Raw genomic sequence first — 24,974 nt, 5'->3', positions numbered from 1 at the left:
CCGCCGCATCCATCCACTGATGAATCCAACGTTGAAGGTGGGGCCACAAATAACCGTCACAAGGTGCCCGGCGAGTCACGAAGTGGGGCCAGATATACCCGTCCTACCGGGGCCATCCAAACCTGTCACAGCCAGGCTTCATCGGGGCATCCGCAGGACGCCGGATCACCCGCTGTGCCTCCGCTGTCCGAAGACCTATCCATCTCCGTGCGCTCTGGGCCTGGTCCTGACTACGAGCACGGGACAGGCGGCGTGGTGGAGTACCTGCGTGGACACGGATCCGAGCAGCAGCCCGGTGAATCCTCCGTGCCCTCGGGAACCAACGACCAGCAGGTCGGCGTCCATAGAAGCATTTATAAGGACGGTGACTGTGGGCCCTTGGACGACGTCACCGGTGACGTCGACACCTTCGGTGTCTGCCCCCTTCAATGTGTCCGTCTGCATTCCCCGGGCGGTCGGCTCGAAAATGTTGCTATCCCAGATCATCGCTTCCATACCGGCCGCCTCGGGAGGATACTCCCAAGCGGTTACTGCCCGTACCTGTCCGTGGCGGAGACGGGCCTCGGTGACGGCCCATTCGACAGCGAACCGTGATTCCGCAGAGCCGTCCACCCCGACCACGATCCTGAATCCCTCTCCGTCGCCCATGATCTCCGCCGTCCGTTGAGGTCCCGCCTGACTGGTTGCCATCAGTCTCCCATACAGGCTTCAGCGGCAAGGTACCTGATGAAAATGGCAGTTAAGGAAAGGTGCCAGGCCGCAGGCCAGGCTCCCGGTGACGGGCGATGTGAGGGGTTTCCCGGTCAGGGCCAGCCTCTTCCGTGCCGCGGACTGAAGCATGACCGGCGTTATCGGCGAGTGGTTCGTCGGCCCTGTCAGTGCCCCGTTGTCCCGGCGCTCATCGGGCCCAAAGCATGCCTCTGAGCATGTCAAGTATCGCGCTCGTGCCCGCTCCCAGCGTCGACGACTCGCGTTCCACCGCGGTTTCTTCCTCCTGCGTAGGGTCCTGCCTCTGTTGTCCGGTGCCTTTCCGCTGGTACAACGGAATTGTGGTGATACGGCTGACCTCGGCTATGTTGACCGTACCGGTGAAGACCGGCCCCGCAGACCATGCGATGACGGGCGTCAGCAGGAACCCGCTTTCGAAAAGGGCGATCGCGGGGAGAATGCCCAGGATGTGCACACTGCCCGGGTCCAATGCGGTTTCCTCACGGGCCTCGCGGAGCGCCGTAGCGGCCGGACCGTGGTCGCCGGGTTCGGCAGCGCCGCCCGGGAAGACCAGCTGTCCCGGGTAGTTGGTTAGATCGGATGCCCGTTCAGTGAGGAGCACGGACGGGCCGTGCGGGCTGTCTGTGAGAAGCACAAGCACTGCAGCCTGTTTAAGTGTGACCGGGTTTGGCTGGCGGTTCGGTTCTGGACGATCATGTCCGGTCAGCCGGGCCAACGTGTCGGCCCATGGCGGCCGCACGGACGGGACGCGGCTCGGCCTTGTCCGGTCGGAGTCGGAGTCGGAGTCGGAGTCGAGCCATTGAAGTTGTCCGGTTTGGACGCGCAGCAGCCCCACTCCGGGAGCGGAGTTGGCCGGTTGCATCAGCCGGGTCAACTGCCCAAAACCCGGATGACCGAACAGCGCCCGGGCAGGACGGTGGACCGTCAGGTCGGCTGGTCCGGAGAAATCTGCTGGGTTGTTTGCTACCGCCACGAAGGCCTGGCCGGATCCTACAAGGTTCGCCACCGGGCCGCCAAAGGCAACGAGGGTATCGCTCATCGCCGGTACCAGCAGGAGGTTGACGCCCGACTCGGCAAGAGCATGCACGGCGTGGGGATTGAGCAGGTCCCGACAGATTGCCAGTACCAGATGCCATCCGTCGTCACTGACATGAACCCGTAGCTGCGGCCAGCCTTGGGGTTGGATATCTTCGTTGACCGGCCGGTCGGCCGGGGAGTGCTTGTCGTGGGTCAACGGGGCAGGCACGCCGCGGAGGTAGGCGGTGGCCGTGTTACGCCGCCGCGGCGACCCGTCGTGCTCGTCGTCGTGATGGTAGCTGCCTGCGACCAGCATCCTGGGGCCGCCGGTCCGGCAGGTCCAGCTCTGCAGCCGGGCGGCTAGGGACTCGGTAACGCACAGCTCGGGCAGGACAACAATGCTCGCGCCGTTTGCGACTGCTGCATGGACCAGCCGGTCTATCTCCTGATGCTGTTTGTCTTCATCTTTCGGGCGGATCGGGAAGGTCCGCCCGCTGGCGTCCGCCGGGAAGTGGAACTCAGCCAGAGTGCGGTTGGGATGGCAGGTTGCCACGATGGTGTCGGGACCAAGGATCCCGCTGAGCTCGCGGGCGAGACTGTAGTCGAAGATGACCTGGAACTGTGTGGCCCATTCTCCGGCAAGCCGGACATGACGGGTTTCATCCAGACGGTTGGCCAGCCGCCACGGCGGGGAGGTGGCGGTCAGCGCGGTCACATGTCGGAGGTCTGGACTGTCCAGTGGGATGGGATCACCAACGCCTGGCTGGTAGGGGCTCCGTCGGCGGAAGGATTCGCGGAAGCTATGGCAGTACTGTTCATCCAGGAGTTCGGCCAGTAGCCGTGCGACAACGACGGCGGGCAGGCCCTCGTCTGCGGTCAGCGCCGCCGCCAGGGCAGCGGCAACCTGAGGGCGCAGCTCGGATTCGGTTGATGTGGTGGGCATCAGGGCCCTGACGCCGGCTGTGATCAGATCGGCCTTAGCGCGGCAGCCGGCATCCTGGATCCGCTCCTGCAGTATGGGATGCTCGTCCCGGCACAGCTGCAGCAGATGTGTGAGGACGACCAGTGGCTCTCTCTCGGCGGCGATGGCTGCCTGGATGGACGCCACCCGTTGTGGTAGCGACGATGGCCGGGCAACGCAGGCGGCACAATCCGTCATGGTTGCAGACGTAGTCCTCCCTTGGACCTTGGCCGCCCCGGGAGCGCTCTCCGTCACGAGGGCGATTCTTCCGGTGTCCTTCGCTTCCCCATCCCAGCCTCGATCCTTCACGATGCATCCTTCGCTGTTGCAGTTTCATGTCGCTGAGACTGACAGGCATGGATTGGCGGTGGAGGCATTCGGGCCGAGCCCGCCAGGAGTATGGATGCGCAGCAGGATCCGGTCTGGCGGCCGGAATCTTGACTCCTCATCGAGGTGATCCCCCCGCACCCCGTGAAGTCCAGACCAGATAAGCGCCAAGCGCACCGCCAGCGCCCAGCCCGGCGCGCATTAGTGGTCTCTCCCAACTGCCCCAACGTTCCTTATCCCCCGCCGTCAGAGCCCCGACACCTCCGATCAGCGCCGCAGCAATCATGCCTGCTACCAGGCGGTTGCCGATGCGTTCCATCCGCCCGACCAGGGGTTCGAGCTCCGCGGCCCGTAAATGGACTTCCATGCCTCCTGTGTCAAGGGTATCCACGACGCGACGAAGTAATTCCGGCAGGTCCGCGGCCAGTTCCGCTGCGTCAGCACCGGCTGCGGCTATCCGCGCGGCCAACGCCTGCGGCGCGAAGCGGGCGAACATCATCTTTCTCGCGTACGGGGCAAGTACCACGCTCAGATTAAAGCCGGGATCCAGTTCAACTCCGATGCCTTCAGCCATGATCATCATCTTCAGGAGCTTCGCCAGTTCCTGAGGCATCTGCAGGTGATAGTTGCGCATCAGCGCGACCGCTTGGGTGATCAGCCGACCGATTTCGATCTGACGTAGTTGGCGGCCTTCGTAGAGGGCAATAAACCGGGTGACGTCCGAGCGCAGCCGGCTTCGGTCCACGGGCTGTCGGGTTACGGAAAGGTTCAGCAAAGCGGAGCCGACACGGGCCGGGTCGCTTCGGACCAATGCAGTCAGCAGGACACCGAGTTGGTCGCGCAGCTTGTCGTTCACCTCGCCGACCATGCCGAAGTCGATGAGACCTATGCGGCCGCCGGGTTCGATGAACAGGTTGCCTGGATGCGGATCGGCATGGAAAAACCCGTCTTCGAAGACCATTTTGACTGCTGTGCCCGCGGACCGGACAGCCAGCGCAGCACGGTCGATCCCTGCGCGGTCCAGGGCCGCGAGATCATTGACTTTCATCCCCACGATCCGCTCCAGCGTCAGCACCCGGGATGTAGTTGTCTCCCAAAAAACGCGCGGAATGTGAACTTCGGGATCGGCGGCAAAGTTGTGGGCGAATCGCTCCGCATTCCGCCCTTCCTGCAGATAGTCGAGTTCTGCCCTCAGAGTCTGTGCAAACTCCGCGGCTATGCCGGGGAGATTGTAGTCAGCCGCCGCTTCCCACCGGCGGCTGATCTGGACCGCGAGGTTCTGCAGAATATCCAGGTCCGCCTCGATCATGGGAATGACGTCGGGCCGCCGGACTTTTACCACGACGGGTGTTCCGTCGTGAAGAGTTGCTGCATGGGCTTGGCCGATAGACGCACTCGCCAAGGGTTCGAGGGTGAAGTCCGCAAACACCTCTTCCGGCTCGGCCCCGAGCTCGTCGCGGATAAGCTGACGGATCGTTGGGCCTGGCACGGGCGGGGCGCCGTCCTGGAGTTTGGCCAGCTCCGACTGATACTGAGGCGGCAAGAGGTCAGGGCGGGTGGAGAGGAGTTGGCCGAGCTTGATGAACGTCGGTCCCAAATCCTCGAAGGCCAACCGCAAGTGCTCCGGATTCGTGTAGGGCTCGGCTCTTCGTTCATGGCCTATGAGCCCCAGGTGGAACGGGACCCACCGCTCGAGTCCGGTGATGCCCACGAGGAATCCCAGCCCGTGCCGGGCCAGGACCTCGCTGATTTCCTGATAGCGGTGCATACGTATGTTCGGTGTCATTGTCCGTTCTGATTTCTGCGTGATCTGGGAGTCTTCGAAGTGGAAGGCCGTCCCGCGCGTTCCTGCACGCCTTGCCCGTCCATGCAGCGTGCCGTGGTCTACTGTCTCCGGACGTTTTCAGGCCTTTGCGGGGCGGGCTGTCTTCGCGGCAGCACAAGGACAACCATGGACACGATAACCAGGACCATGCCCGCCAAGCTCCAACTGCTTTGGCGTTCACCCAACACAACCATGGACAACAGGATGCCGAAGACCGGAACCAGGAAGGTCCATGCCGTGACCGCGTCCAGGCGGCACTGCCGGACTTCTGTGAACCAGCCGAGAAAGGCCGCAGCGGTACCCACGAGGGAAACGTACAGGATAATGCCGATGAAGCGCACACCCCAGTTGATGACCGGCGCCCCCTCTGTCAGCACGGCGATGACGGCAAGAATTGCGCCACCGATCAGGAAATGCCAGGCAATCACCTGCAGGACATCGGCTTTCACCTGCCTCGAAATCAACGTCCCTGCGGTGACCGCAAGAGCCGCCGTGATTGACAGCCACGCACCGGTGCCGGTCCCGCTGGGCAGGGCAACTGCCAGTAGCCCGGCGAAGCCTGTCCCCATTGCTGCCAGCGTTCGCGCCGACACGCGCTCCTTGTATATCCACCAGGCCGGAAGCACTATGAGCAAGGGCTGTGCATTGGCCAGGACGGAGGCGGCTCCAGTGGATAGACCGGCCAGACCGCCGAACATGGCACTGAAAGCCAGGGTGACATTGACAATTCCCATCACGGCTATCAGGGCCCAGGTCCGTGCCCCGCGCGGCGTCGGTTCCCGCCGGAATACCGCAACTGCGAGAAGCACTGCGCCGGCTATGAGCGCACGCAACGCGGCAAACCACAGGAGCGGGGCGTCCTTCAGACCGATACTGATCGCCAGAAAGCACGAGCCCCAGGCAAAGGTAATCCACAGCATCCGTATGGGGTTGGGCCGCCGGAGGTCTCCGACCTGTCCGGCACTTACTACTGTCGGGGGTATGCGCACAGCAGCTCCTTCATCGGCGGGACACCGGAGAGTCTTTCGGCCGGCACAGCCATCGGCTTGGCCTCTTCTTGTTTATTAGGCAGATCCGGCGAAGTGGTCAGGGCTGTTGGTTCGACGAGGCGGCCAGCGCTCATGAGTTGTCCTGAACGGCGCCGGGAGAAAGCCTCTCGGGCCGCTGATCCGGTGCACCGCGTGCCCGGTCCTGGAAGTTGAGAATACGCACAGCGAGGCTCAGCGAGACGGCCAGGATGGTTCCGCTGGCGGCCGTCCATAAGCCAGTGGCAGGGGCAGGGGCCGCAGCGAGAGCGCCCGTTAATGAACCTGCCGACAAAACTGCGGCAGTGACCAGCATCCAAAATGCCCGCCGTGCCCGCCGGCCCGCGAGAGGAAGTGTTGGTGGCGTGCGCATGCTCATGCCCCCAGATGTTCTTTGACCGGAAGGAACAATATGAGAAGCGTGAGCGTCAGGATGCTCAGCAACAGCACAAGACCGGCGGCGATCGAAACGGGGCGCCGTCGCCACAGCCGGTACCGGCTCCGGTCCACAAAGGGAACCGCGGCCAGGAAGAGGAAAAACGCGATCTCAGCAAAAAGGATGGCGGGCAGACCGAACCAGTCCTCCAGTGTGTAGAGCCACCAAAAATTCCACGGAGGCCTGGTCACTTCGATTCCGGCGACCGGTGTCGCACCCACCGGAGGTGGAAGGAAAACCGCCAGGATCCCAAGCACGCCGGCCAGCACCAGACCGAACGCGCCGATGCGGCGCAGGTGATGGGTGAAGGGTTCGGTCGGTTCCGCAGCCGCGGCCTGTTCCCCTGAGACATCGGCCGGCAGGGAAGGGTGCGGAGAGATTTTGTGGCGTTTTACCAGAAGCCCGTGCAGAGTCATGAGGACGAGGATGGTCCCTGGAAGGATCACCACGTGCGCGCCGTAGATCCGCACGAGGATTGAGACTTGATTAGCGAACTCGGCGGAAAACCAGAACCCTGCCCCGCCGAGCAGATTCCCGATCTCAACGTTGTGGCCCAGCGCTTCAAAGCCCTCTTGGTCCCACTTCAGGACCGTTCCTGTGAACAGGGCGAGGGTTATCAGTGCGAAAAGTGCGACGCCGATAAGCCAGTTTCCTTCGCGCGGGCGTTTGAATGAGCCTGTAACGAAGACCCTGATCAGGTGCAGGGCCGCGGTGACATACATTGCTTGGGAGGCCCAAAAGTGCAGCCCCCGCAGAACGCTTCCGCCCCAGACGTCGTTGACGATGCCGCGGACCGATTGGTTAGCCGTTTCCGGTGTGGGGCTGTAGAACTGGACCAGCAGAATGCCGCTCAGCAGCAGGATTCCGAAGGCTGCTGCTGTCACACCCCCCAGGCTCCAGGCCAGGGAGTTCGCGTGTTCGGGGACGCCGTACCCCAGGGCGCCGATGCCGAGGCGTTCATCGATCACATCCATCAGGCGCCGGAACCGACCAGGGCGCGGGGCATGTGCCGGGGTTTGGCCGCCGAGGCGTGCCGTTTCATCGTTCATGTCAGATTCACCGCTCCTTCCGGCGTGACCGCTCATGTTTTGGTGGCAGATCCTGGCGTCTGTGCTTCCAGGCAAGCAGCAACCGGAGTTCCTGGACGTTTTCGGCCGGGCGGAACATGTATGCCAGCACCAGTCCCGTGAGAATCGCCAGCATGGAGACAGTCAGAATCCCCCAGTCCGCTCCGGTCAGGCCACTGCGGGGCGGGAGCGGGTCAAGGAGAACTGTTGTCCCGGTCTCCTCGCCGGTCGCGGGCTTCAAAGTGCTGAGGGCCACCGTGATGGACTCCTGCAGAAGGGCACGTCCCTGGGTTGAATTTCCCGCCTGGAGGGCGGCCTTGGCCTGCTCGAGTTCAGCCCGGGATACCCCGTCCTGGTCCGGCGCGGCGAGGGCCGCGTCGATTTTCTCCAGGGCGGGCCCGATGTTCCCCGGATCGTGGACGAGGTGCCCCAGCGCCTGTTGAACCAATAGATACCCCTCTGAGGAAGGGTCTCCCTCATGTGCAGACGCCAGCGGGGCCGCTGGAACTCCTCCGACGAGGAAGAAGCAGGCCAGCAGGACAGCTGCGCATGTTCTTGCGGCAAAGAGCGACCGCGACACTGGATGTCTGGTGTCGCGGTCGCCGGATCTTCCAGATCCGGGTTTCGTTCGCATGGATGGCTCCCAACATGGATGATTCCTGCATTGAGTGCGCCTGACCGGGTCCCCGCAAGCCCCAGCCATGGCTACTGAGGTTGGTCAGTGCCGCCCTGAATACGCGGTACGCCTTTGTTCTTGCTCGACCGGGGGATGAAACCTGGGACCAGGCGGGCGTAGGCGAGGTATTCCTCGCCGAATTCGGCCACCATTGTTTTTTCCTCCCGGCGGGCGAGCCGATGGTAAACAACTAGCAGAATCGGGAACATGATCAGGGTCAGGAGGGTCGGCCATTGGAGCAGGAAACCAAACATGATGGTCAGGAACCCCAGGTACTGCGGGTGGCGGAGGCGGGCATAGATACCAGTGACAGCCAGCCGGTGTTCCCGTTGGGCGGCATATAGAACCTGCCATGCGCGATAAAGCAGGATGAAACCGGCTGCTATGAGCACATTGCTCAGCAGGTGCAGAGGATTCAGGTGGGGGTCCCACTGCCACCCCATGAGGTCCTGCCAGAGATGTCCTGAATTGTGGGTCAGGAGGTTCAGGTTCGGGAACTGGCTTCCCAGCCAGCCGGAGAGGAAGTAGATGGTCAGCGGGAAGCCGTACATCTCCGTGAACAGCGCGACGATGAATGCGGCGAAGCCGCCGAAAGCCCGCCAGTCGAGGCTCGTTTTCGGTTTGACGAAACTGAAGGCAAAGATGATGAATATTGCAGAGTTCAGAATCACCAGGAACCACAGGTTGTACCCGAAGTCAGTTGACATTGCCCGAACTCCGTCCTGCAGTTCCGTCGGGGCTGCCTCCGTGGCCTCCGTGGCCGCCGTGGCCGCCGTGGCCGCCGTGGCCGAACAGGTGCATCGCCATCATCCCCACCACGAACACGTAGGGTAGTGCGTCCAGCACGTGCAGCCAGTGATTGGTCAAAAGGTAGAAGACGGCGATGATGATCAGGACAGTCAGCCCGCCACGCAGATACAGGGCACTGCGGTCCTGAACGGGCTGCACGGGAGGCGGCGTCCCGGGCTGGCCGCCGGCCGGATGCTGGTGGTCGTGGTTCATGGCTGGCCTCCCGGCATGAAGGGCAGATGTTCGGCGAGGAAGTCCTGCCTCATGCCCAGCGTTGAGTCGGTCATCGTCATCGATGTCACTGCGTCCGGGGCGGATCCGGCCAGGGCGCGGATGGCGTCGATGGTTTCGGGTACGACGATGGCCTCGTTGTAGACCTGGTACGTCAGGTAGGCCTCATCCCCGTCGACGGTGACCAGTTCCTCCCAGACGGCGACTTCCCACATGTCTCCGCGGGGCCGGCCAAGATCCTTCATCAGTTCGATGGTCGAGTTCAGCGCGACCAGTCCGTCAGCCATCCGGATGAAGGCTATCCGGGGTGCGGCACGAAGCGCTGCGAGGACCTCCTCCCGGCTGGCGGCCCGGGTGAGCTGGAGTGTCCAGTAGTGGTTATGGGTCTGGGTGTGGGCGCCCTTGGCTGCAATCGTGACGACGTCCAGATCGGGCAGGACGGTCCTGGCGTCCGGGCCCTGGTGGGACGGTATTTTCGGTTCCGGGACCATGGTGTTCATGATCCCGCCAAGATGTGATTCCCAGGGGTCGGTGGCACGGCGGATGAGGACTCCGCGGGCCTTGGCCAGCAGGCCTGCATCCCGTAGGGCCCCGAGTACCCTGACGATGCTGGTCGTGTTGCAGGAGACGACACGGGTCATGTCCCGGCCCAGTGCGCTGTCGTAGTTGGCCTGCGCTACGAATGAATGCCCTGTGGTGTCGTGGGATTCACCGCCCTGCAGGATGACTTTCACCCCTGACGCCCGGTAGCGGGGCAGGTTGCCGGCCGCCACATGTTTGGGGGTCGCATCGACGACGACGTCCGCTTGGACCAGCAGGTCCTCCAGGTCTCCGGAAATACTCAGGCCTGCCTGGCCCATGGCGTCCCGGGCTTCGGCGGTGGCTGCGAACAGGGGAAAGCGTCCCGCGGCGGAGCGGATCCGCCAGTCGGTGATGATGTCGGCGACGCCGATCAGTTCCATGTCCGGCTGCAGCTGGACGGCGTCCGCTACCCGTTTGCCGATGACTCCGTATCCGTTGACGGCCACTTTGGTCTTATTCATTGGTATGCCTTCCCACTTGCGGTTGCGTTGTTTTGTCGACGGAGGTTCTCAGCCCCGAGGATTCCTGTTTTCTTCGGTGCCTGGAGAAGTCCATTTCATCCCCGCCGGCGAGCTGTTGATAGAGTCCTTCGACGCCTATCCGCACAGGGGGTGCGCTGCAGGGCTGCAGATGAACCCGCAGCGTTTCCGCGCTCAGGGACACATCGATGCGGTGGCCCCTGTAGAGGACCTGGAACCCGGCACTTCCCAGCCGGGCCGGGAGCCGGGGAGAAAAGGTCAGCGCGTGGGCCTCTGTCTGAAGGCCGGCGAAAGCCCTGCTGATGATGTCGACGGTCCCGGACATCGCGCCGAGATGGATCCCTTCCCGGGTGGTTCCACCCTGAGTGTCGTCCAGATCGGCGACCAGGGCTTCACGGAAGACCTGCCAGGCCCGGGATTCGTCAATCCGTGCCAGTACCGAGGCGTGCACCACCCGGCTGAGGGTTGATCCGTTGGCGGTCCGGGCCAGGTAGTACTCCACGGTGCGCTCCAGATCTGGCTCGGTGAACGGGTAGCCGAGCCGGTGCAGCTGCCCGATCACCCCCGCTGGCCCCAACAGGTAGATCAGCATCAGGACGTCGGCCTGCTTGGCGAGTTTGTACCGGTTGGTGGCGTCGTTTTCGGCTTCGAGGATCAGATCGAGCCGCCCGACATTGCCGTATATTGTGCGATACCGCCCCCAATCAAGCTCCGCCAGGTCTTCATAACCGTCGAACTGGCTGAGGACTCCGTCGGCATGGAACGGCACGGCGAGCCGGCGGCTGAGCCGGGACCAGCGGCTGATCTCCTCCGCCGTGACCTGCAGCCGTCCGGTGAGGTCATCGCCGGGATGGCCTGCGAGTTCTGCCAGCACATCGGCGGCGCGTTCACACAGCCAGGAGAGCAACACATTGGTGTACGCGTTGTCACGCAGGCCGGTCCCGGGCGTCTCCGGGTACCCGTCGTGATACTCGTCAGGTCCCATCACCCCCGAAATGTGGAACCTGTCTCCTGCCGGATCATAGTCGGCCAGCGAGGCGAACATCCTGGTCACTTCGATGATCAGTTCCCCGCCGCGGGCCGCCAGCCAGTCCCGGTCCCCCGTGGCCTGGAAATGCTGCCACGCGTTGTACGCGACGGCGAGTCCGACGTGGCGCTGGCGGCTGGAGTTGTCCGGCATCCAGCGGGCGGACCGGGCGTTGTAGAGCTGGCGGGGCGTCTCCTCCCGACCGTCGCTGCCGCTCTGCCAGGGGAAGAGCGCCCCCCGGAGTCCCTGGGTGCGTGCAGCGTCACGGGCAGCATCCAGCCGGCGCCAGCGGTACTCCAGCAGGGCCCGGCTGACGTCCGGGAGCCGGAGACCGATCACGGGGAAGACGAACAGTTCGTCCCAGAAGACGTGCCCGCGGTACCCTTCCCCGTGCAGGCCACGGGCCGGCACGCCGGCATCGAGGGCTGCAGTATGCACCGAGATGGTCTGCAGCAGGTGGAACACATGCAGGTTGAGCACCAGCCGGGACTGCCGGTCGCCGTCGAGGCTGGTTCCGAACAGCTCCCACAGTCGCCGCCAGGCCGCTTCGTGGTCTTTGAGCAGTGCGGTGAAGCCGCCGTCAGCGCGGGAAAGCGCTGTCAGGGCCGCGGCCTCGGGCGAGGAAATTGCTCCGTCGCGGGAGGTTGCCAGCGACGCGGTCCTGGTTATGGTCGCGGGTTCTCCGTCGGTCAGCCGGAGGTCGAACTGTCGCTGGTAGCGTCCGCCGTCGCTCCCGGCGTCCCGGGGTGTTGCCGGCGTGGCGCCGTCGAACACCGTCCGGACGGCCAGGGCGATGCGTATCCTGCTCTGGCTGGTCTGGACGGCGCACAGGACGGTGCTGCTGTCCGTTTCGGTGAATTCAGGATCGGTCAGGTGCCGTTGCCCGGTGCCGGCATAGTCGCGGACATTCGTGTTGGCCACCAGGGCATCTATTCCTTCCCGGATGCCCACGGTCCCGTTAAAACCGTGGGCTGTCAGAGTAGTCTCCAGTGCCGCCAGATGGGGATCGTGCATGGAGACCAGCCGACGCTGCACGACGGTGAGCTGTTCCCCGTCCGGGCCGGTCAGGGTTGCGTGGCGAATCAACAGGCCCCGGCGCAGGTCGAGCTCGCTTCGCTCATCGCTGACCTGAATATCCCCGGTGGACCACCACGGCCCGTCGCCGATGCGTACATCCAAGGGCAGCCAGTTGGGGACGTTGACCAGATGCTCTTCTTCCAGATCGCGGCCGTGGATGGTGCTTGTCGTCCGGTTATAGACGCCGGCAAGATAGGTCCCGGGATAGTGGACGCCGTCGTCAGCGCGTTCCGGCCGGGTGCCCCGTGTTGCCATGTACCCGTTGCCAAGAGCGGTCAACGCTTCCCGGTGGCCTTCGTGGGCAGGGTCGAACCCTTCGTAGACCAGCGCCCACGGATCGATGCGTGAAGCCCCCAGATCAAGCTCAGAGACATCGCCGAGAACAATGTCAGCGCCGGCGAGTTCCAGCTGTTCCCGATGCCCGGCGCGGTCGATGCCGACGACCAGTCCGAAGCCGCCGCGGCGTCCTGCCTGGACACCGGCGGCGGCATCCTCGATAACCGCTGCGCGGCGCGGTGCCACGCCAAGCCGGCGCAGCGCCTCGAGGAACATGGCAGGGTCGGGTTTGCCCGGCAGGCCCTGTCCGGCGACGACTTCTCCGTCGATGATGACGTCGAATGCGGTGTCAACGCCGGCAGCGGCCAACAAGGCCCGGGCGTTTCGGCTGGCGGTGACCAGGCCCACGGGGATGCCTGCGGCACGCAGGCGGGCCAACAGGGCCGTGGTTCCGGGGTAGGCTTGGACGCCATCGCGCGTCACGGCCTGGAGGAACAGGTCGTTTTTGCGGGCGCCGAGCCCATGGACGGACCAGACGTCCGGCCCGTCGGCCGGGCTGCCGGCCGGCAGCCCGGCGCCGCGGGAGGCGAGGAAGGCAGTGACTCCGTCTTCGCGCTGCCGGCCGTCGACATACTGCCTGTAATCCGTATTCTCGTCGAACGGATCCCTCCTGGGGCTCCCGGTGAGCCTGGGATCCTGAAGAACCGAGTCGAAGAGCTGCTTCCAGGCCGCCGCGTGGACGACGGCGGTCTGGGTAACAACCCCGTCCATGTCGAACAGTACCGCCTGATACGGCAATGCCGGCCCATGTCCGGATGCAGTGGAGGGGCCGGGGCCGCCGCCCGAGTGGACCTCCGTCATGCTATTCCGGTTCCGCTACTTCATCAGCGTGGCTGGTGACGGGGCCCGGCGCGGACGTCCACTCCCAGTTCCGGACTTCCGGCATGTCTTCACCATGGGTGCGGATGTACTGACGGTGCTCGATGAGCCTGTTCTTGAGTTCCTCGCGCACGTGCGCCGAAACGTCTTTTAGCCTGGGCACCCGGTCGATGACGTCGATGGCCAGGTTGAACCGGTCGAGTTGGTTGAGCACGCACATATCGAACGGGGTCGTGGTGGTGCCCTCCTCCTTGTAGCCGCGGACATGGATGTTGTCGTGGTTCGTCCGGCGGTACGTCAGCCGGTGGATCAGCCATGGGTAGCCGTGGTAGGCGAAGATCACCGGTTTCTCGGTGGTGAACAAGGCATCAAAGTCCCGACCGGTGAGGCCATGGGGATGTTCCGTGTCATCCTGCAAACGCATGAGGTCAACAACGTTGACCACGCGGATCTTCAGATCCGGAAACCGGCCGCGGAGGATGTCCACGGCGGCGAGGGTTTCCATCGTTGGCACGTCCCCAGCGCAGCCCATGACGACGTCGGGTTCCCCGTCCGCGTCCGAACTCGCCCAGTCCCAGATGCCGATGCCTTTGGTGCAGTGCACGATCGCCTGATGCATGTCAAGGTACTGCAGTTGGGGCTGCTTGCCGGCGACAATGACGTTGACGTACTGACGGCTACGCAGGCAGTGGTCGGCCACTGAGAGCAGAGTGTTGGCGTCCGGCGGCAGGTAGACGCGGATAACGTCGGTCTTCTTGTTGATCACATGATCGATGAACCCCGGGTCCTGGTGCGAGAACCCGTTGTTGTCCTGCCGCCACACATGGGAGGTCAGCAGGTAGTTCAGGGAAGCGACAGGCCGGCGCCATGGGATGTCGTTGGTCGTGGTCAGCCACTTGGCGTGCTGGTTAAACATCGAGTCGACGATGTGGATGAACGCCTCGTAGCAGGAAAAAAATCCATGCCGGCCGGAGAGCAGGTAGCCTTCCAGCCAGCCCTGGCAGGTGTGTTCGGAGAGGATTTCCATAACCCGCCCGTTCCGGGCGAGATGGTCATCCTCGGGAACAGTCCGGGCATTCCAGGCCCGCTCGGTCGCGTCGAATAGGGCGCCGAGCCGGTTGGAGTTGTTTTCGTCCGGGGCGAAGACCCGGAAATTGTCCATGTTCGCAGCCATGATGTCCCGCAGAAACGTGCCCAGGACCCGGGTCGATTCCACCGCCCCGGTGCCGGGATGGGCCACGGGCACGGCATAGCCGGCGAAGTCTGGCATACGCAGGTCGCGCAGCAACAGCCCACCGTTCGCGTGCGGGTTCGCGCTCATGCGCCGCTCCCCCGCCGGATGCAACCCGCCGACCGCCGCCACCGGAGCACCCGCGTCGTCGAAGAGCTCCTCGGGCCGGTAACTGCGCAGCCACTGCTCCAATACGGCACGATGGCTGTCGTTTTCCCGGGCCTGGGTGAAGGGCACCTGGTGCGAACGCCAGCTTCCCTCCACCTTCAGCCCGTCCACTTCAGCCGGTCCCGTCCAGCCCTTGGGAGAGCGCAGGACGATCATGGGCCAGCGGGGCCGTTCCGTCCGGCCGTCCTCCCGGGCAGCGCGCTTAATCTCAAGAATCTCGTTCAGGCAGGCGTCCAGGGTCCGGGCGAAGTCCTGATGCATTTGTTCCGGATCCGAGCCTTCGACGTAATACGGTGTGTGGCCGTATCCGCGCAGCAGCGAGTCCAGTTCGTCATGGCTGATCCGGTCCAGGACGGTGGGGTTGGCGATTTTGTAACCGTTCAGGTGCAGGATCGGCAGGACGGTGCCGTCCCGGCCGGGGTTCACGAACTTGTTCGAGTGCCAGCTCGCAGCCAGCGGGCCCGTCTCGGCCTCCCCGTCACCGATGACTGCCGCCACGATGAGGTCCGGGTTATCGAACGCTGCGCCGTAGGCGTGCGAGAGCGCGTATCCGAGTTCCCCGCCCTCGTGGATGGACCCCGGTGTCTCCGGGGCCACATGGCTGGGGATGCCGCCGGGAAAGGAGAACTGGCGGAACAGCCGCTTCATCCCTGCCAGGTCCCGGGAAATGTCCGGGTACGTTTCGCTGTAGGTACCTTCCAGCCAGGCCGACGCCACCGGGCCCGGTCCGCCGTGCCCGGGGCCCATGATGTAGATCATGTCCAGGTCCCGGTCCATGATGGCCCGGTTCAGGTGGGCGTAAATGAAATTCAGGCCGGGGGTGGTGCCCCAGTGCCCCAGCAGCCGCGGCTTGATGTGCTCGGGGCGCAGCGGTTCGCGCAGCAGCGGGTTGTCCATGAGGTAGATCTGTCCTACTGACAGATAGTTTGCCGCCCGCCACCAGGCATTGATGCGGTCAAGCTGGGCCGGGCTGAGGACAGATTCCTCGATACGTGTAGATCGGGGGTCGTTCATTGGAAGTCCTGCCTTTCGTGCTGTCACAAGCAACGGGGACGGTGCCTGCCCAATGAGACTGGGTCTCAGAAGGCAGGGCACAGCTCATTGTGTTTCCTTCAATGCGCGGACGAACGGGGCTTTGCCGAGGGTAGTTCGTTCGAGGTGTTCGGTGATGTGCACTTCTACGTCCGTGGCTGCTGCGCCGGCTTTCTTGAGCGCTGCTGTTACTGCGGTGCGGACGTTTTCTGTGGAGGCTCCCGGGGCGAGGCCGGCGAGGAGCACACGGACTTTAGTCGGTTCCTGGATGACCTGCCATCCGTTGTATCCGGCTTCGTCGAGGATGTGGTGGAAGACGATTGGGTGGATGTGGATGGTGCCTTGTTCCCCTGGTAGGTGGAGGACGTCTTCGAGGCGGCCTTCGATGTCTTGGAGCACAGTGAAGGAGCGGCCGCAGGGGCACCCCCGCCCGCCGAGTTTGATGGTGTCGGACATTTCGTAGCGGATGAGTGGGAGGGTCCGGGAAAACAGGACTGTGACGAGGAGTTTCGCGCCGGTTGTTCCGTTTGGGACGGGGTTTCCTGCCGTGTCTACGGGCTCGATGATGAGCAGGTCTTCGTAGACGTGACGGTTCCGGTAGGTGCAGGGGGATGCGATCCCTGCCGTTTCGGTGGCGGCGTAGACATCGAATGGTTTACTTCCCCAGGCGGCTTCCAGTTCGGCTGCTGCATGGGGGCTGAGGACCTCGGATGCGGACATGACGCCTTGCGGAGCGATGCGTAGGCGGCCGGCACGCTGCTCGGCGGCGAGGGGTTTGAGTGCTGAGGCGTAGCCGACCAGGATCCTGGGTTGGAACCCGTTCAGCGCAGCGACCGTCTCTTCCATGGGGGCGGTGACGTCCAGGCGGAGGGCGGGGACGATTCTGGAGCGCAGGGATGCTCCAACGACGGCGGACTGGTGGGTGGGGATGCGGGAGCTGACGAGCGCCATTTTCAGGGGCCTGGTAATGCCGGCGGAGATCCCGGCCCAGTCGTTGGCCCGGGCGTAGGAGGCCAGGACGGTCGCCCATTCGGTGCGGTTCCAGACAAAGGTTCCGCGCCGGCCTGTGGTGCCGGCTGTTGCCGCGGCCCACCATTTGCCCTGCCAGGGCAGCCCCGGATCCCCTCCGGCCTGGGTGAGGGCCCGTAGATGGTTTTCGAGGTCAGCGAGCCTGAGGTCCGGTGTGGTGAGGGCCTCGTCGAAGTGCTCCATCAGGTCAGCTTTCGTGACGGGCGGCAGCTGGTCCAACGGGGCGTTGTGGAGGCCTGCGTGGTGGTGCCGGTAGAACTCGGAGCCGGCGTAGGCCGCCCGGCGGAGTTCTTGGAGGGCGTGTTCCTGGTGGGCTGTGATGTGGGCGTCGTCCCAGTGGTCCCTTTGTCGCCACGCGGCGCGCAGGAACAGTACCTGGGCGATGAGGCTTGGGTCCATGGGCGGGTTGCCTATCGGGTGCCCGCCGGGGCCAGCGGCCGGGTTTCATGGGTGGTGGTGGCTTCGGGTGTTTCCGGGCGGGGCAGCCGGAGCCGTTTGAGCAGGAGGGCGTTGACGGCGACGAGGAAGCTGGATCCGGACATCGACAGGGCCGCGATTTCGGGGCTGAGGGCGATCCCGGCGAAGGCGAAAACTCCTGCCGCGATGGGCAGGGCTATCGCGTTGTATCCGACGGCCCAGCCCAGGTTCTGGCGCATTTTGCGCAGGGTGCCTTTGCCGATCCGCAGCGCGATGGGCACATCGAGCGGGTCCGAGCGCATGAGGACGACGTCGGCGGTTTCGATGGCCACGTCGGTGCCGGCGCCGATCGCGATACCGAGGTCGGCCTGGGCCAGGGCCGGCGCGTCGTTCACGCCGTCACCGACCATGGCGACTTTCTTCCCGGCCTGTTGAAGTTCGGCGATTTTCGCTGATTTGTCGCCGGGAAGCACTTCGGCGATGACGGTGTCGATGCCGAGCTGGCCGGCGATCCTGCGGCCGGTGGCTTCGTTGTCGCCCGTGAGCATCACGACTTCAATTCCGGCCTCGTGCAGGGCAGCGACCGCCGCGGCGGCAGTCTCCCTCGCGGCATCTGCCATGGCGATCACCGCAGCAGGCCGGCCGTCCACGGCGACGAGCACGGCGGTCCGTCCGGTGCCGGCGAGTTCCTCGCGCACCTGCGCCAGGGGTCCGAGGTCGATGCCTTCATCGACCATGAGTTTGCGGTTCCCGACCAGGACCCGGTGTCCGTCCACGGTCGCTCCGGCGCCGTGGCCGGGAACATTAAGGAACTCCGTCGCCGCAAGCTCGGGTACGCCCTGCGCCTGGGCATGGCGGACCACTGCGGCGGCCAGGGGGTGTTCGGATTCCTTTTCCACGGCGGCGACCAGTGCCAGCAGGGTGTTTTTGTCGATGCCTTCGACGACGACGTCGGTGACTTCGGGCTCGCCCTTGGTCAGGGTGCCGGTTTTGTCCATCACGACGGTGTCGATCCGGGCGGAGACTTCCAGGGCGGTGGCGTTCTTGAACAGGACGCCGCGTTTGGCGCCGAGACCGGTGCCGACCATGATGGCCGTTGGTGTGGCCAGGCCGAGCGCGTCGGGGCAGGTGATGACGACCACGGTGATGGCGAACAGCATGGCCGCTTGGAGCCCGGCGCCGAGGGCGAGCCAGGCCGCGAAGGTCACGGTCCCGCCGATCAAGGCGACCAGGACGAGCCAGAACGCGGCCCGGTCGGCCAGCCGCTGGCCGGGGGCTTTGGAGTTCTGGGCTTCCTGGACGAGGGCGACGATCTGGGCCAGGGCGGTGTCGGCTCCGACCTTGGTGGCCCGGATCCGCATCGTACCGGTGGTGTTGATGGATGCGCCGATCACGTCCGATCCGATGGTCTTGGTCACCGGCAGGCTCTCGCCCGTGACCATGGATTCGTCGACCTCTGACTGGCCCTCTTCGACTTTCCCGTCGACGGGGATTTTCGATCCCGGCCGGACCAGCAGCAGGTCCCCCACCTGGACGTCGGAGGTGGGAATCTCGACCGTCTCGCCGTCGCGGATCACAACCGCGACCGGCGGGGCGAGCTCGAGCAGGGTGCGGATGGCCTCGTTCGCCCCGCCGCGGGCCCGCATTTCGAACCAGTGGCCCAGCAGCACGAAGGAGGCCAGGACGGTCGCGGCTTCATAAAACACCTCGCCGCCCCCGGTGAGGGTGACCCAGACGCTGTAGAGCCATCCGGTGCCCACGGCGATTGCGACCAGGACCATCATGTCCAGGGTGCGGGCCTTAAGCGCCCGGTAGGCCCCGTCGAAGAAGATCCAGGCGGAGTAGAAGATGACCGGAAGGGACAGGATCAGAGCCATGACGTCATCGCGGAGCCCGAACGGTGTCGGGGCGGTGAAGCCGAGCATGTCCCGGCCCATCGGGGACCAAAGCGTCACACCGATCGACAGGACCGCTGCGACCAGGAAGCGGTTGCGCATGTCCTTGACCATGTCATCCATCGACATCCCGCCGTGGTGGCCTCCGTGCCCCATCATGTCCTGCGGGGTACGGGCCATCCCACCCTGCATCCCCGGGCCGTGCCCTGCGTGGCCGGCGTGGGCGTCCGTCGCCGGGTGGGTATGCTCTGTGCCCGGTTCCGCCGGTGCAGGGGCATGGCCGGTGTGGTGAACGTGCTCCATCGCCTGTGGTGGCCCGGCCGGTGCTGTACCGGGATGGGCGTGACCGGTGTGCGGGTGGGCAGTGCTCTTCGTCGTGAGCGTGGCGTGCTTCATCCCGGCGGTGTGGTGTTCTTCCATCGGGTAGCAGACGTGGTCGGGGACGGACTCCCCGCGGCAGTGATAGCCGCAGTCCCGGACCCACCCGGAAATCTGCTTCACCGAGGTCACGGACGGGTCAAAGCTCACGGTCGCGGTTTGAGCAACGGGGTTCGCCTCAACCCCTGCAACTCCGGGCCGCTGCGAGAGGACCCGCTCTATGACCGCTTTGGATGTGGCCCAGTGCAGGCCACGGACTTCCACAACAGTGCTCTTTAGCTCCGGCGTTGCCGCTCTTCCATGGGCGGGGTTGGGTTGAATTGTCATGATCGTCCTTTCGCAGGCGTGCTTGAGGAAGCCGAGCATCGCTCGGGAACCCCGTTTCCAGACCTTCACTGCGTGAGGGGGTTGCCCTTGACGTCGCTTTCCGGTTACCCCGAACGTATACCCCAAGGGGGTATACTTCAAGTTATCTAGGGAAAGTCGGGACACCAATTTCATGGTTTGCGTCGAAGCACGGTCAGGCGGGCTGCGTATTCGCTCTCGTCGATCTCACCGCGGGCAAAGCGTTCGGCGAGGAGGGTCTCGGCCAGCCCTGCGCGCGATACTGCGGATCCGCCGCTGTCATACCGTCGACCACCGCCGCTTGTCGAACGTGCCAGGATCACGAGAGCAGAGATGATGGCACCCCAAAAAAGTACGAAGCTCACCACCATCATGACGTACCCCCAGGTACCCATGCTTCCGTCCCAGAACATCATGGTCGCTTCCTTCTTCCTTGCGCGCGCCTCATCCTCTGGGCTTCACTATGCTGCCGCGCGGCCTGGCGCATCAGAGGCTTTGGTCCCACGCATGGCCTGCTGGGGAGTTTGCGCCTACCAGCCAGAAGGAAGAACAAGGTGCCGCTACCCGCTCGGCACAGGCTGGTGGCTGTTTCCGGAGAGGAGCAGGGAGAGGCCGCTGCCGATGACAGGCACAAGGTGTTCGCGCGGTGAGTAGGTCCCGCCAGGAGTACACGGCTGTCGTAAGCCAAGCCCGGCAAGATGCCTCGCACCAGGTGCGCAGCCCACGGAGAAGACAGCACGCCTGCTCTGAGAAGCAGCGCAGCAGCCACTCCGACGCCGCGATCAGCGCCCGGAGGGCGGCGAACCACAGGACCGGGGCGTCCTGGAGCCCGAGCCGGATCGCCAGGAAGCACAGGCCCCAGGCTGCGGTGATGCCGAGCATTATGGCCGGGCAGGGGGCGCTTCTGGTCTGGTCCGTGCCCGTCGGGTTCATCGCGCCTCCGGGTTCACCGGGCGAGCTGGCGCAGGTGGCACTGCCGGATTAGTTCGACGGCCTCGTCGATGTCGTCGGTGCACCGCAGCAGGCGGATGTCTTCGGGCGTGATGAAGCCCTGGTCCTGGAGCCGGTCCCGGATCCAGTCCGTGAGCCCGGCCCAGTGCGCGGTTCCGATCAGGACGACGGGGAATTCGTGGATTTTTCCGGTCTGGACGAGGGTCAGTGCCTCAAAGAGTTCATCCAGTGTGCCGAATCCGCCGGGAAGGACCACGAAAGCCGAGGCGTAGCGGACGAACATGAGCTTGCGGGCAAAGAAGTACCGGAAGGTCATGGACACATCGAGGTAGGGGTTCAGCGACTGTTCGCGGGGAAGTTCGATGCCGAGCCCGACGGAGGTGCCGCCGGCTTCCATGGCGCCGCGGTTGGCCGCTTCCATCAGGCCGGGTCCGCCGCCGGTGATGACCGCGAACCCGGCCTCCGCGCACCCTGCGCCCAGGGCCCGGGCCACGGCGTAGCGGGGATCCGAGGGCCCGGGCCGGGCGGAGCCGAAGACCGCGACCGCTTTGCCGAGCCGGGGTGAGAGCAGACCGAATCCGGTCTTGATTTCGGTGCTGATCCGTTCCAGCCGGGCCGGGTCCTCGGCCGGGTCCGCGAGGGCTACTAGCAGTTCCTGGTCGGTCATCTTCATGTCGGCGCCGCTTCCGGGTGCATGCTGCAATGCAGGTTGTGTTCCCCGGCTTCTTCGGTGCTCAGACGGCCGTCTTCGATGGTGATGACGCGTTTTGCGGCGGTCCGCAGCCGCTGGTCGTGGCTGACGATGATGACGGCCCTGTTTTCGCTGCAGGCCGTTTCGCACAGGAGCAGGGTCACGTCCTGCCCTGTTTTTCCGTCGAGGTTGGCGGTCGGTTCATCGGCGAGGATCAGCCGGGGATCGTTGGCGAGGGACCGGGCGATGGCCACCCGCTGCTTTTCCCCGCCGGAGAGATCCCGGGGGAGGTTCCGCAGCCGGTGTCCGAGCCGGAGCTGTTCCAGGGCGGCCCGGGCTTTGGCCCGCGCCTGTTTCCGGGGCACGCCGGCCGTGAGCAGGGGCATCATGACGTTTTCCTCCGCGGTGAGGGCCGAGAGCAGGTTGAAGGTCTGGAAGACGAAACCGAATTCGCGCAGCCGCATCCGGGACAGTTGTGCCGGAGAAAGGGTGGAGGTGTCCTGGCCGGCGATGAGGATCCGGCCGCTCGTGGGGGACATGAGGGTGCCAATCATGGACAGCAGGGTTGTCTTTCCGGACCCGGAGGGACCCATGACGAGCACGATGTCCCCGGCGTCGACGCTCAGGGATACGTGGTCCACGGCGGTCACTGCGGTGTGGCCGGACCCGAAGGTCTTGGATACGTCCTGGACGGTGACAACGCTCATGCCCGGAACACCTCCGCCGGATCGATGCGGGACAGCCGGCGCACCGGCAGCAGTGACGCCACCACGGCCATCACCAGGGTGACCGCGAGGATCCAGGCGGCGTCCAGCCATCGGATTTCCGTGATGAACTCCGGCACATAGGTTCCTGCGGCCGCATTGACAGCAAGGGCCAGGGCCGCTCCGAGGAGGTACCCGAGCACGGCCGCGGTGATGGCCTGTTCGATCACGACGGTGTAGAGCTGGCGGTTGCTCACACCGATGGCTTTCAGGACACCGTATTCGCGTGCCTTTTCGATGGTTGAGGTGAAGATGGTCAGGCCGATGACGGTCATGCCCACGGCAATCCCGATGAACAGCAGCACCAGGATGATGGGCAGGAACGTGTCCCGGACGATGTTCGTGTTGTTCTCCACGAACCTGTCCTTGGTGATGGCGTCCACAGCCGGGTCGGCCTCGATCCGTTCTGCGACCGCGCCCGCGTTACTGCCGTCTTTGACGGTGACGAGGAAGAAGTTGGTGGCCCCGGGAAGCTGGAGGATGCTTTCGGCGTCCTCTTTGGTGGCGAACGCGAAGGAGAAGCTGAGAATGTATCCCCCCTCGGAGTAGCCGGAGACTTTCAGCGTCCGGCCGGCGACCGGGATGGTGTCCCCGATCCGGATGTCCTGGCTGCGCCCGACCACCCGGTCGATGATGATTTCGCCCTTGCCGGGGACGGACTTGCCCTCCACCACCCGGGCCGGGGCGCCGACGTTGTTCTCAGTGTCGTCGGCGATGACGTAGAGGTTGATGTCCTTGCCGTTGTGCGCGAACGCGACCCGGCGGCCGCTGAACGGTTTGGCGCTGGAGACCCCGTCAACCCCGGTGAGGAAGTCCCGGACGGTCAGGGGCAGCACGGACGGGGTGTGGAACATGTCCGTCGCGCCGGTCTGGGTGATCCAGTAATCGGCCGGGAGGGTGCGGATGTATTCGCCGATCTTGTTGCTCCAGCCCTGGTACAGGCCCTGGATGCTCATGATCAGCAGCACGCTGAACGCGACCCCGCCGACGCTGATCAGCAGCCGGGTCTTTTCCTGGACCAGGTTCTTTATTGCCAGGAAGAGCATGGCGCTACTTCCTGGGGTGCCTGGGCCCGCCCGGGCACTACAGCCCCTCCTTCGGTGTCCGCCCTCCAGTGCCGGCGGTCCGCCGTCCTAACCGGGCGACGAAGCCGGGGACCTGGCGCCGGTATGCGGCGTACTCTTCACCGAACTCGGCCTCCATCATCCGTTCTTCCTTCCGGGCCAGGCGCAGGTACACGATGACCAGGACCGGGAACATCACCAGGGTCAGCAGGGTGGGCCACTGCAGCAGGAACCCGGCCATAATCGTCAAAAACCCCACGTACTGCGGATGCCGCACCCGGCCGTAAGGGCCCGTGACCGCGAGGCGGTGGTCCCGTTGGGCCGCGAAGAGGACCTGCCAGGACCGGTAGAGCAGGAAGAATCCGGCCGCGATCAACACGTTGCTGAGCAGATGCAGCGGGCTTAGGTGCGGATCGCCCTGCCAGCCGGTCAGGTCTTGCCACAAATGGCCGGTGTTGTGGTTCAGCAGGTCACCACCCGGGATCCGGTTCCCCAGCCACCCCGACAGCAAATAGATGGTCAGCGGAAAACCGTACATCTCCGTGAACAGCGCCACGATGAACGCGGAGAAACCGCCCAGGGCGCGCCAGTCCAGCCTGGTCCGGGGCCGGACGAAACTGAACGCGAAGATGATGAACACCGCCGAATTGATGATCACGAGCCCCCACAGGTCATACCCGTAGTCAGTGGACATGGCCGCCACCCCCGCCGGGGGCTTCCTGCCCGCCGTGCCCCTGATGCGTGGAGCTGCCGTGCCCGCCATGTCCGCCGTGCCCGCCATGCATGAACAAATGCATGGACAACATCAGCACCACCCACAGGTACGGCAACGCGTCCAGGATATGGAGCCAATGGTTCGTAACCAGGTACACGGCGGCCACCGCGATCAGGACCGTCAGCAGTCCCTGCGTCCAGGGCCCGGGCCGGATACGCCCCGGAGCGGGAAGATGTCGCATGCTCATGCCCCAAGTGTTGTGCCCGTTGACCCGGCCCGATAGTGCCTAACGTCCCCGTCCCGGCCCGCAGCCCGGTACCTGCGGATGCGCGGCAACCCCTTGCCACGCATACCCCTAGGGGGTATATTTGTGGTGTTGCCAGTGACGTGGTTTGTCCAGGCTCAGGCCGTCACAGCCGTTCAACCGCAACATCCCCTTTCCTATCCCTAGCTTGAAGGAAAACTGACATGTGCGGAACATCTGAATCACGGACCCAACTGCCCCTGGCCTCCACGGCCCAGCAGGGCTGCAGCTGTTGCTCCCCGGCCGCGGACACGCACCCGGCAGCTGCCGCCGATCAGCGGCCCGGCAGCCCAGGGGTCCAAGCCCAGTACGCCGTGGAGGGGCTGACCTGCGGGCATTGCGTCCGGACCGTTGAACAGGCCGTCTCTGGGGTAGCCGGAGTCGAGTCGGCAACGGTGGACCTGGTGCCCGGCGGCACGTCGCGGCTGACCGTCACCGGCACCGCGGACCGGAAAGCGCTGGCGGAAGCGGTCAGCTCCTCCGGCTACGTCCTGGCCGGCGCGAACTAGCTGTACTCAGTCAGTAGGTTGGTTGCACCTGCTGATGGGTGCTTTGCCTCCGAGGCTGCCGTGGGGCCGGTGGTTGTT

General features: G+C 64.8%; 20 protein-coding genes. 1 reads left to right on the top strand and 19 read right to left on the bottom strand.

The features are described from left to right. Positions 1-195: 195 nt before the first annotated feature. From PV772_RS20940 to PV772_RS20850, 19 genes are all read right to left on the bottom strand, one after another. On the bottom strand, positions 196-648 hold the full coding sequence (locus tag PV772_RS20940; RefSeq protein ID WP_347887434.1) for a universal stress protein: 453 nt from the start codon (positions 646-648) through the stop codon (positions 196-198). A 250-nt stretch (positions 649-898) separates the two neighbouring features. Next, positions 899-3,016, bottom strand: a complete 2,118-nt coding sequence (locus PV772_RS20935) for an NUDIX domain-containing protein (protein ID WP_347887433.1) — start codon at positions 3,014-3,016, stop codon at positions 899-901. Positions 3,017-3,152: 136 nt separating this feature from the next. Further along, positions 3,153-4,820 carry an AarF/ABC1/UbiB kinase family protein gene (locus PV772_RS20930; protein WP_109045763.1) on the bottom strand — a complete coding sequence of 556 codons (1,668 nt, stop codon included), beginning with the start codon at positions 4,818-4,820 and terminating at the stop codon, positions 3,153-3,155. Positions 4,821-4,918: 98 nt separating this feature from the next. Then, the gene (locus PV772_RS20925; protein WP_347887432.1) at positions 4,919-5,848 is read right to left on the bottom strand and encodes a DMT family transporter; all 930 of its coding nucleotides are present in this window, start codon (positions 5,846-5,848) and stop codon (positions 4,919-4,921) included. 411 nt (positions 5,849-6,259) lie between these two features. Further along, on the bottom strand, positions 6,260-7,369 hold the full coding sequence (locus PV772_RS20920; RefSeq protein ID WP_109045765.1) for a cytochrome b N-terminal domain-containing protein: 1,110 nt from the start codon (positions 7,367-7,369) through the stop codon (positions 6,260-6,262). Between the two features lie 7 nt (positions 7,370-7,376). After that, positions 7,377-7,835 carry a hypothetical protein gene (locus PV772_RS20915; protein WP_109045766.1) on the bottom strand — a complete coding sequence of 153 codons (459 nt, stop codon included), beginning with the start codon at positions 7,833-7,835 and terminating at the stop codon, positions 7,377-7,379. Positions 7,836-8,092: 257 nt separating this feature from the next. Further along, positions 8,093-8,770 (bottom strand): isoprenylcysteine carboxylmethyltransferase family protein, encoded by a 678-nt coding sequence (locus tag PV772_RS20910; protein ID WP_109045767.1) that lies wholly within the window; start codon positions 8,768-8,770, stop codon positions 8,093-8,095. Continuing rightward, positions 8,760-9,065, bottom strand: a complete 306-nt coding sequence (locus PV772_RS20905) for a DUF2933 domain-containing protein (RefSeq protein ID WP_109045768.1) — start codon at positions 9,063-9,065, stop codon at positions 8,760-8,762. Before PV772_RS20905 ends, PV772_RS20910 begins: the two co-directional genes overlap by 11 nt. After that, entirely contained in the window at positions 9,062-10,126 is a 1,065-nt protein-coding gene (locus PV772_RS20900; RefSeq protein WP_347887431.1) for a type II glyceraldehyde-3-phosphate dehydrogenase, read from the bottom strand. The genes PV772_RS20905 and PV772_RS20900 overlap by 4 nt, the downstream gene beginning before the upstream one ends. After that, positions 10,119-13,385, bottom strand: a complete 3,267-nt coding sequence (locus PV772_RS20895) for a beta-phosphoglucomutase family hydrolase (RefSeq protein ID WP_347887430.1) — start codon at positions 13,383-13,385, stop codon at positions 10,119-10,121. The genes PV772_RS20900 and PV772_RS20895 overlap by 8 nt, the downstream gene beginning before the upstream one ends. 1 nt (position 13,386) lies before the next feature. Next, positions 13,387-15,816 (bottom strand): phosphoketolase family protein, encoded by a 2,430-nt coding sequence (locus PV772_RS20890; protein WP_347887429.1) that lies wholly within the window; start codon positions 15,814-15,816, stop codon positions 13,387-13,389. A gap of 84 nt (positions 15,817-15,900) precedes the next feature. Continuing rightward, positions 15,901-17,262: a phenylacetate--CoA ligase family protein gene (locus tag PV772_RS20885; RefSeq protein WP_347887428.1), complete on the bottom strand. Its 1,362-nt coding sequence runs from the start codon at positions 17,260-17,262 to the stop codon at positions 15,901-15,903. Positions 17,263-17,273: 11 nt separating this feature from the next. Continuing rightward, positions 17,274-19,880: a heavy metal translocating P-type ATPase gene (locus tag PV772_RS20880; protein WP_109045798.1), complete on the bottom strand. Its 2,607-nt coding sequence runs from the start codon at positions 19,878-19,880 to the stop codon at positions 17,274-17,276. 170 nt (positions 19,881-20,050) lie between these two features. Next, positions 20,051-20,314 carry a hypothetical protein gene (locus tag PV772_RS20875; RefSeq protein ID WP_109045773.1) on the bottom strand — a complete coding sequence of 88 codons (264 nt, stop codon included), beginning with the start codon at positions 20,312-20,314 and terminating at the stop codon, positions 20,051-20,053. A 530-nt stretch (positions 20,315-20,844) separates the two neighbouring features. After that, complete coding sequence (locus PV772_RS20870; RefSeq protein ID WP_109045774.1) at positions 20,845-21,522, bottom strand: TIGR00730 family Rossman fold protein; 678 nt, start codon at positions 21,520-21,522, stop codon at positions 20,845-20,847. After that, positions 21,519-22,247 carry an ABC transporter ATP-binding protein gene (locus tag PV772_RS20865; protein WP_109045775.1) on the bottom strand — a complete coding sequence of 243 codons (729 nt, stop codon included), beginning with the start codon at positions 22,245-22,247 and terminating at the stop codon, positions 21,519-21,521. Before PV772_RS20865 ends, PV772_RS20870 begins: the two co-directional genes overlap by 4 nt. Beyond that, a complete protein-coding gene (locus tag PV772_RS20860) occupies positions 22,244-23,350 on the bottom strand; it encodes an FtsX-like permease family protein (protein WP_347887427.1) in 1,107 nt (368 codons plus the stop codon). Before PV772_RS20860 ends, PV772_RS20865 begins: the two co-directional genes overlap by 4 nt. A 37-nt stretch (positions 23,351-23,387) precedes the next feature. Next, positions 23,388-24,062 carry an isoprenylcysteine carboxylmethyltransferase family protein gene (locus PV772_RS20855; protein WP_109045799.1) on the bottom strand — a complete coding sequence of 225 codons (675 nt, stop codon included), beginning with the start codon at positions 24,060-24,062 and terminating at the stop codon, positions 23,388-23,390. Continuing rightward, positions 24,052-24,330, bottom strand: coding sequence for a DUF2933 domain-containing protein (locus tag PV772_RS20850; protein ID WP_206073934.1), 279 nt, complete (start codon positions 24,328-24,330; stop codon positions 24,052-24,054). Before PV772_RS20850 ends, PV772_RS20855 begins: the two co-directional genes overlap by 11 nt. Positions 24,331-24,551: 221 nt before the next feature. On the opposite strand from PV772_RS20850, the gene PV772_RS20845 reads away from it, so the two are divergent. Then, entirely contained in the window at positions 24,552-24,896 is a 345-nt protein-coding gene (locus PV772_RS20845) for a heavy metal-associated domain-containing protein (RefSeq protein ID WP_109045778.1), read from the top strand. Positions 24,897-24,974: the final 78 nt, after the last annotated feature.

Origin of the sequence: Pseudarthrobacter sp. CC12 (genome assembly GCF_039907755.1) — a bacterium.
GTDB classification, from domain to species: domain Bacteria; phylum Actinomycetota; class Actinomycetes; order Actinomycetales; family Micrococcaceae; genus Arthrobacter; species Arthrobacter niigatensis.
Note: the sequence above shows the minus strand (reverse complement) of the source record. Positions and strands in the feature narration are given on the sequence as shown.

What these genes read in the sequence shown, in the direction of transcription:
- PV772_RS20940 (WP_347887434.1), bottom strand. Translation starts at nt 648, where the DNA reads ATGGGCGACGGAGAGGGATTCAGGATCGTGGTCGGGGTGGACGGCTCT.
- PV772_RS20930 (WP_109045763.1), bottom strand. Translation starts at nt 4,820, where the DNA reads ATGACACCGAACATACGTATGCACCGCTATCAGGAAATCAGCGAGGTC.
- PV772_RS20920 (WP_109045765.1), bottom strand. Translation starts at nt 7,369, where the DNA reads ATGAACGATGAAACGGCACGCCTCGGCGGCCAAACCCCGGCACATGCC.
- PV772_RS20910 (WP_109045767.1), bottom strand. Translation starts at nt 8,770, where the DNA reads ATGTCAACTGACTTCGGGTACAACCTGTGGTTCCTGGTGATTCTGAAC.
- PV772_RS20905 (WP_109045768.1), bottom strand. Translation starts at nt 9,065, where the DNA reads ATGAACCACGACCACCAGCATCCGGCCGGCGGCCAGCCCGGGACGCCG.
- PV772_RS20900 (WP_347887431.1), bottom strand. Translation starts at nt 10,126, where the DNA reads ATGAATAAGACCAAAGTGGCCGTCAACGGATACGGAGTCATCGGCAAA.
- PV772_RS20895 (WP_347887430.1), bottom strand. Translation starts at nt 13,385, where the DNA reads ATGACGGAGGTCCACTCGGGCGGCGGCCCCGGCCCCTCCACTGCATCC.
- PV772_RS20890 (WP_347887429.1), bottom strand. Translation starts at nt 15,816, where the DNA reads ATGAACGACCCCCGATCTACACGTATCGAGGAATCTGTCCTCAGCCCG.
- PV772_RS20885 (WP_347887428.1), bottom strand. Translation starts at nt 17,262, where the DNA reads ATGGACCCAAGCCTCATCGCCCAGGTACTGTTCCTGCGCGCCGCGTGG.
- PV772_RS20880 (WP_109045798.1), bottom strand. Translation starts at nt 19,880, where the DNA reads ATGACAATTCAACCCAACCCCGCCCATGGAAGAGCGGCAACGCCGGAG.
- PV772_RS20875 (WP_109045773.1), bottom strand. Translation starts at nt 20,314, where the DNA reads ATGATGTTCTGGGACGGAAGCATGGGTACCTGGGGGTACGTCATGATG.
- PV772_RS20870 (WP_109045774.1), bottom strand. Translation starts at nt 21,522, where the DNA reads ATGAAGATGACCGACCAGGAACTGCTAGTAGCCCTCGCGGACCCGGCC.
- PV772_RS20865 (WP_109045775.1), bottom strand. Translation starts at nt 22,247, where the DNA reads ATGAGCGTTGTCACCGTCCAGGACGTATCCAAGACCTTCGGGTCCGGC.
- PV772_RS20860 (WP_347887427.1), bottom strand. Translation starts at nt 23,350, where the DNA reads ATGCTCTTCCTGGCAATAAAGAACCTGGTCCAGGAAAAGACCCGGCTG.
- PV772_RS20855 (WP_109045799.1), bottom strand. Translation starts at nt 24,062, where the DNA reads ATGTCCACTGACTACGGGTATGACCTGTGGGGGCTCGTGATCATCAAT.
- PV772_RS20850 (WP_206073934.1), bottom strand. Translation starts at nt 24,330, where the DNA reads ATGAGCATGCGACATCTTCCCGCTCCGGGGCGTATCCGGCCCGGGCCC.
- PV772_RS20845 (WP_109045778.1), top strand. Translation starts at nt 24,552, where the DNA reads ATGTGCGGAACATCTGAATCACGGACCCAACTGCCCCTGGCCTCCACG.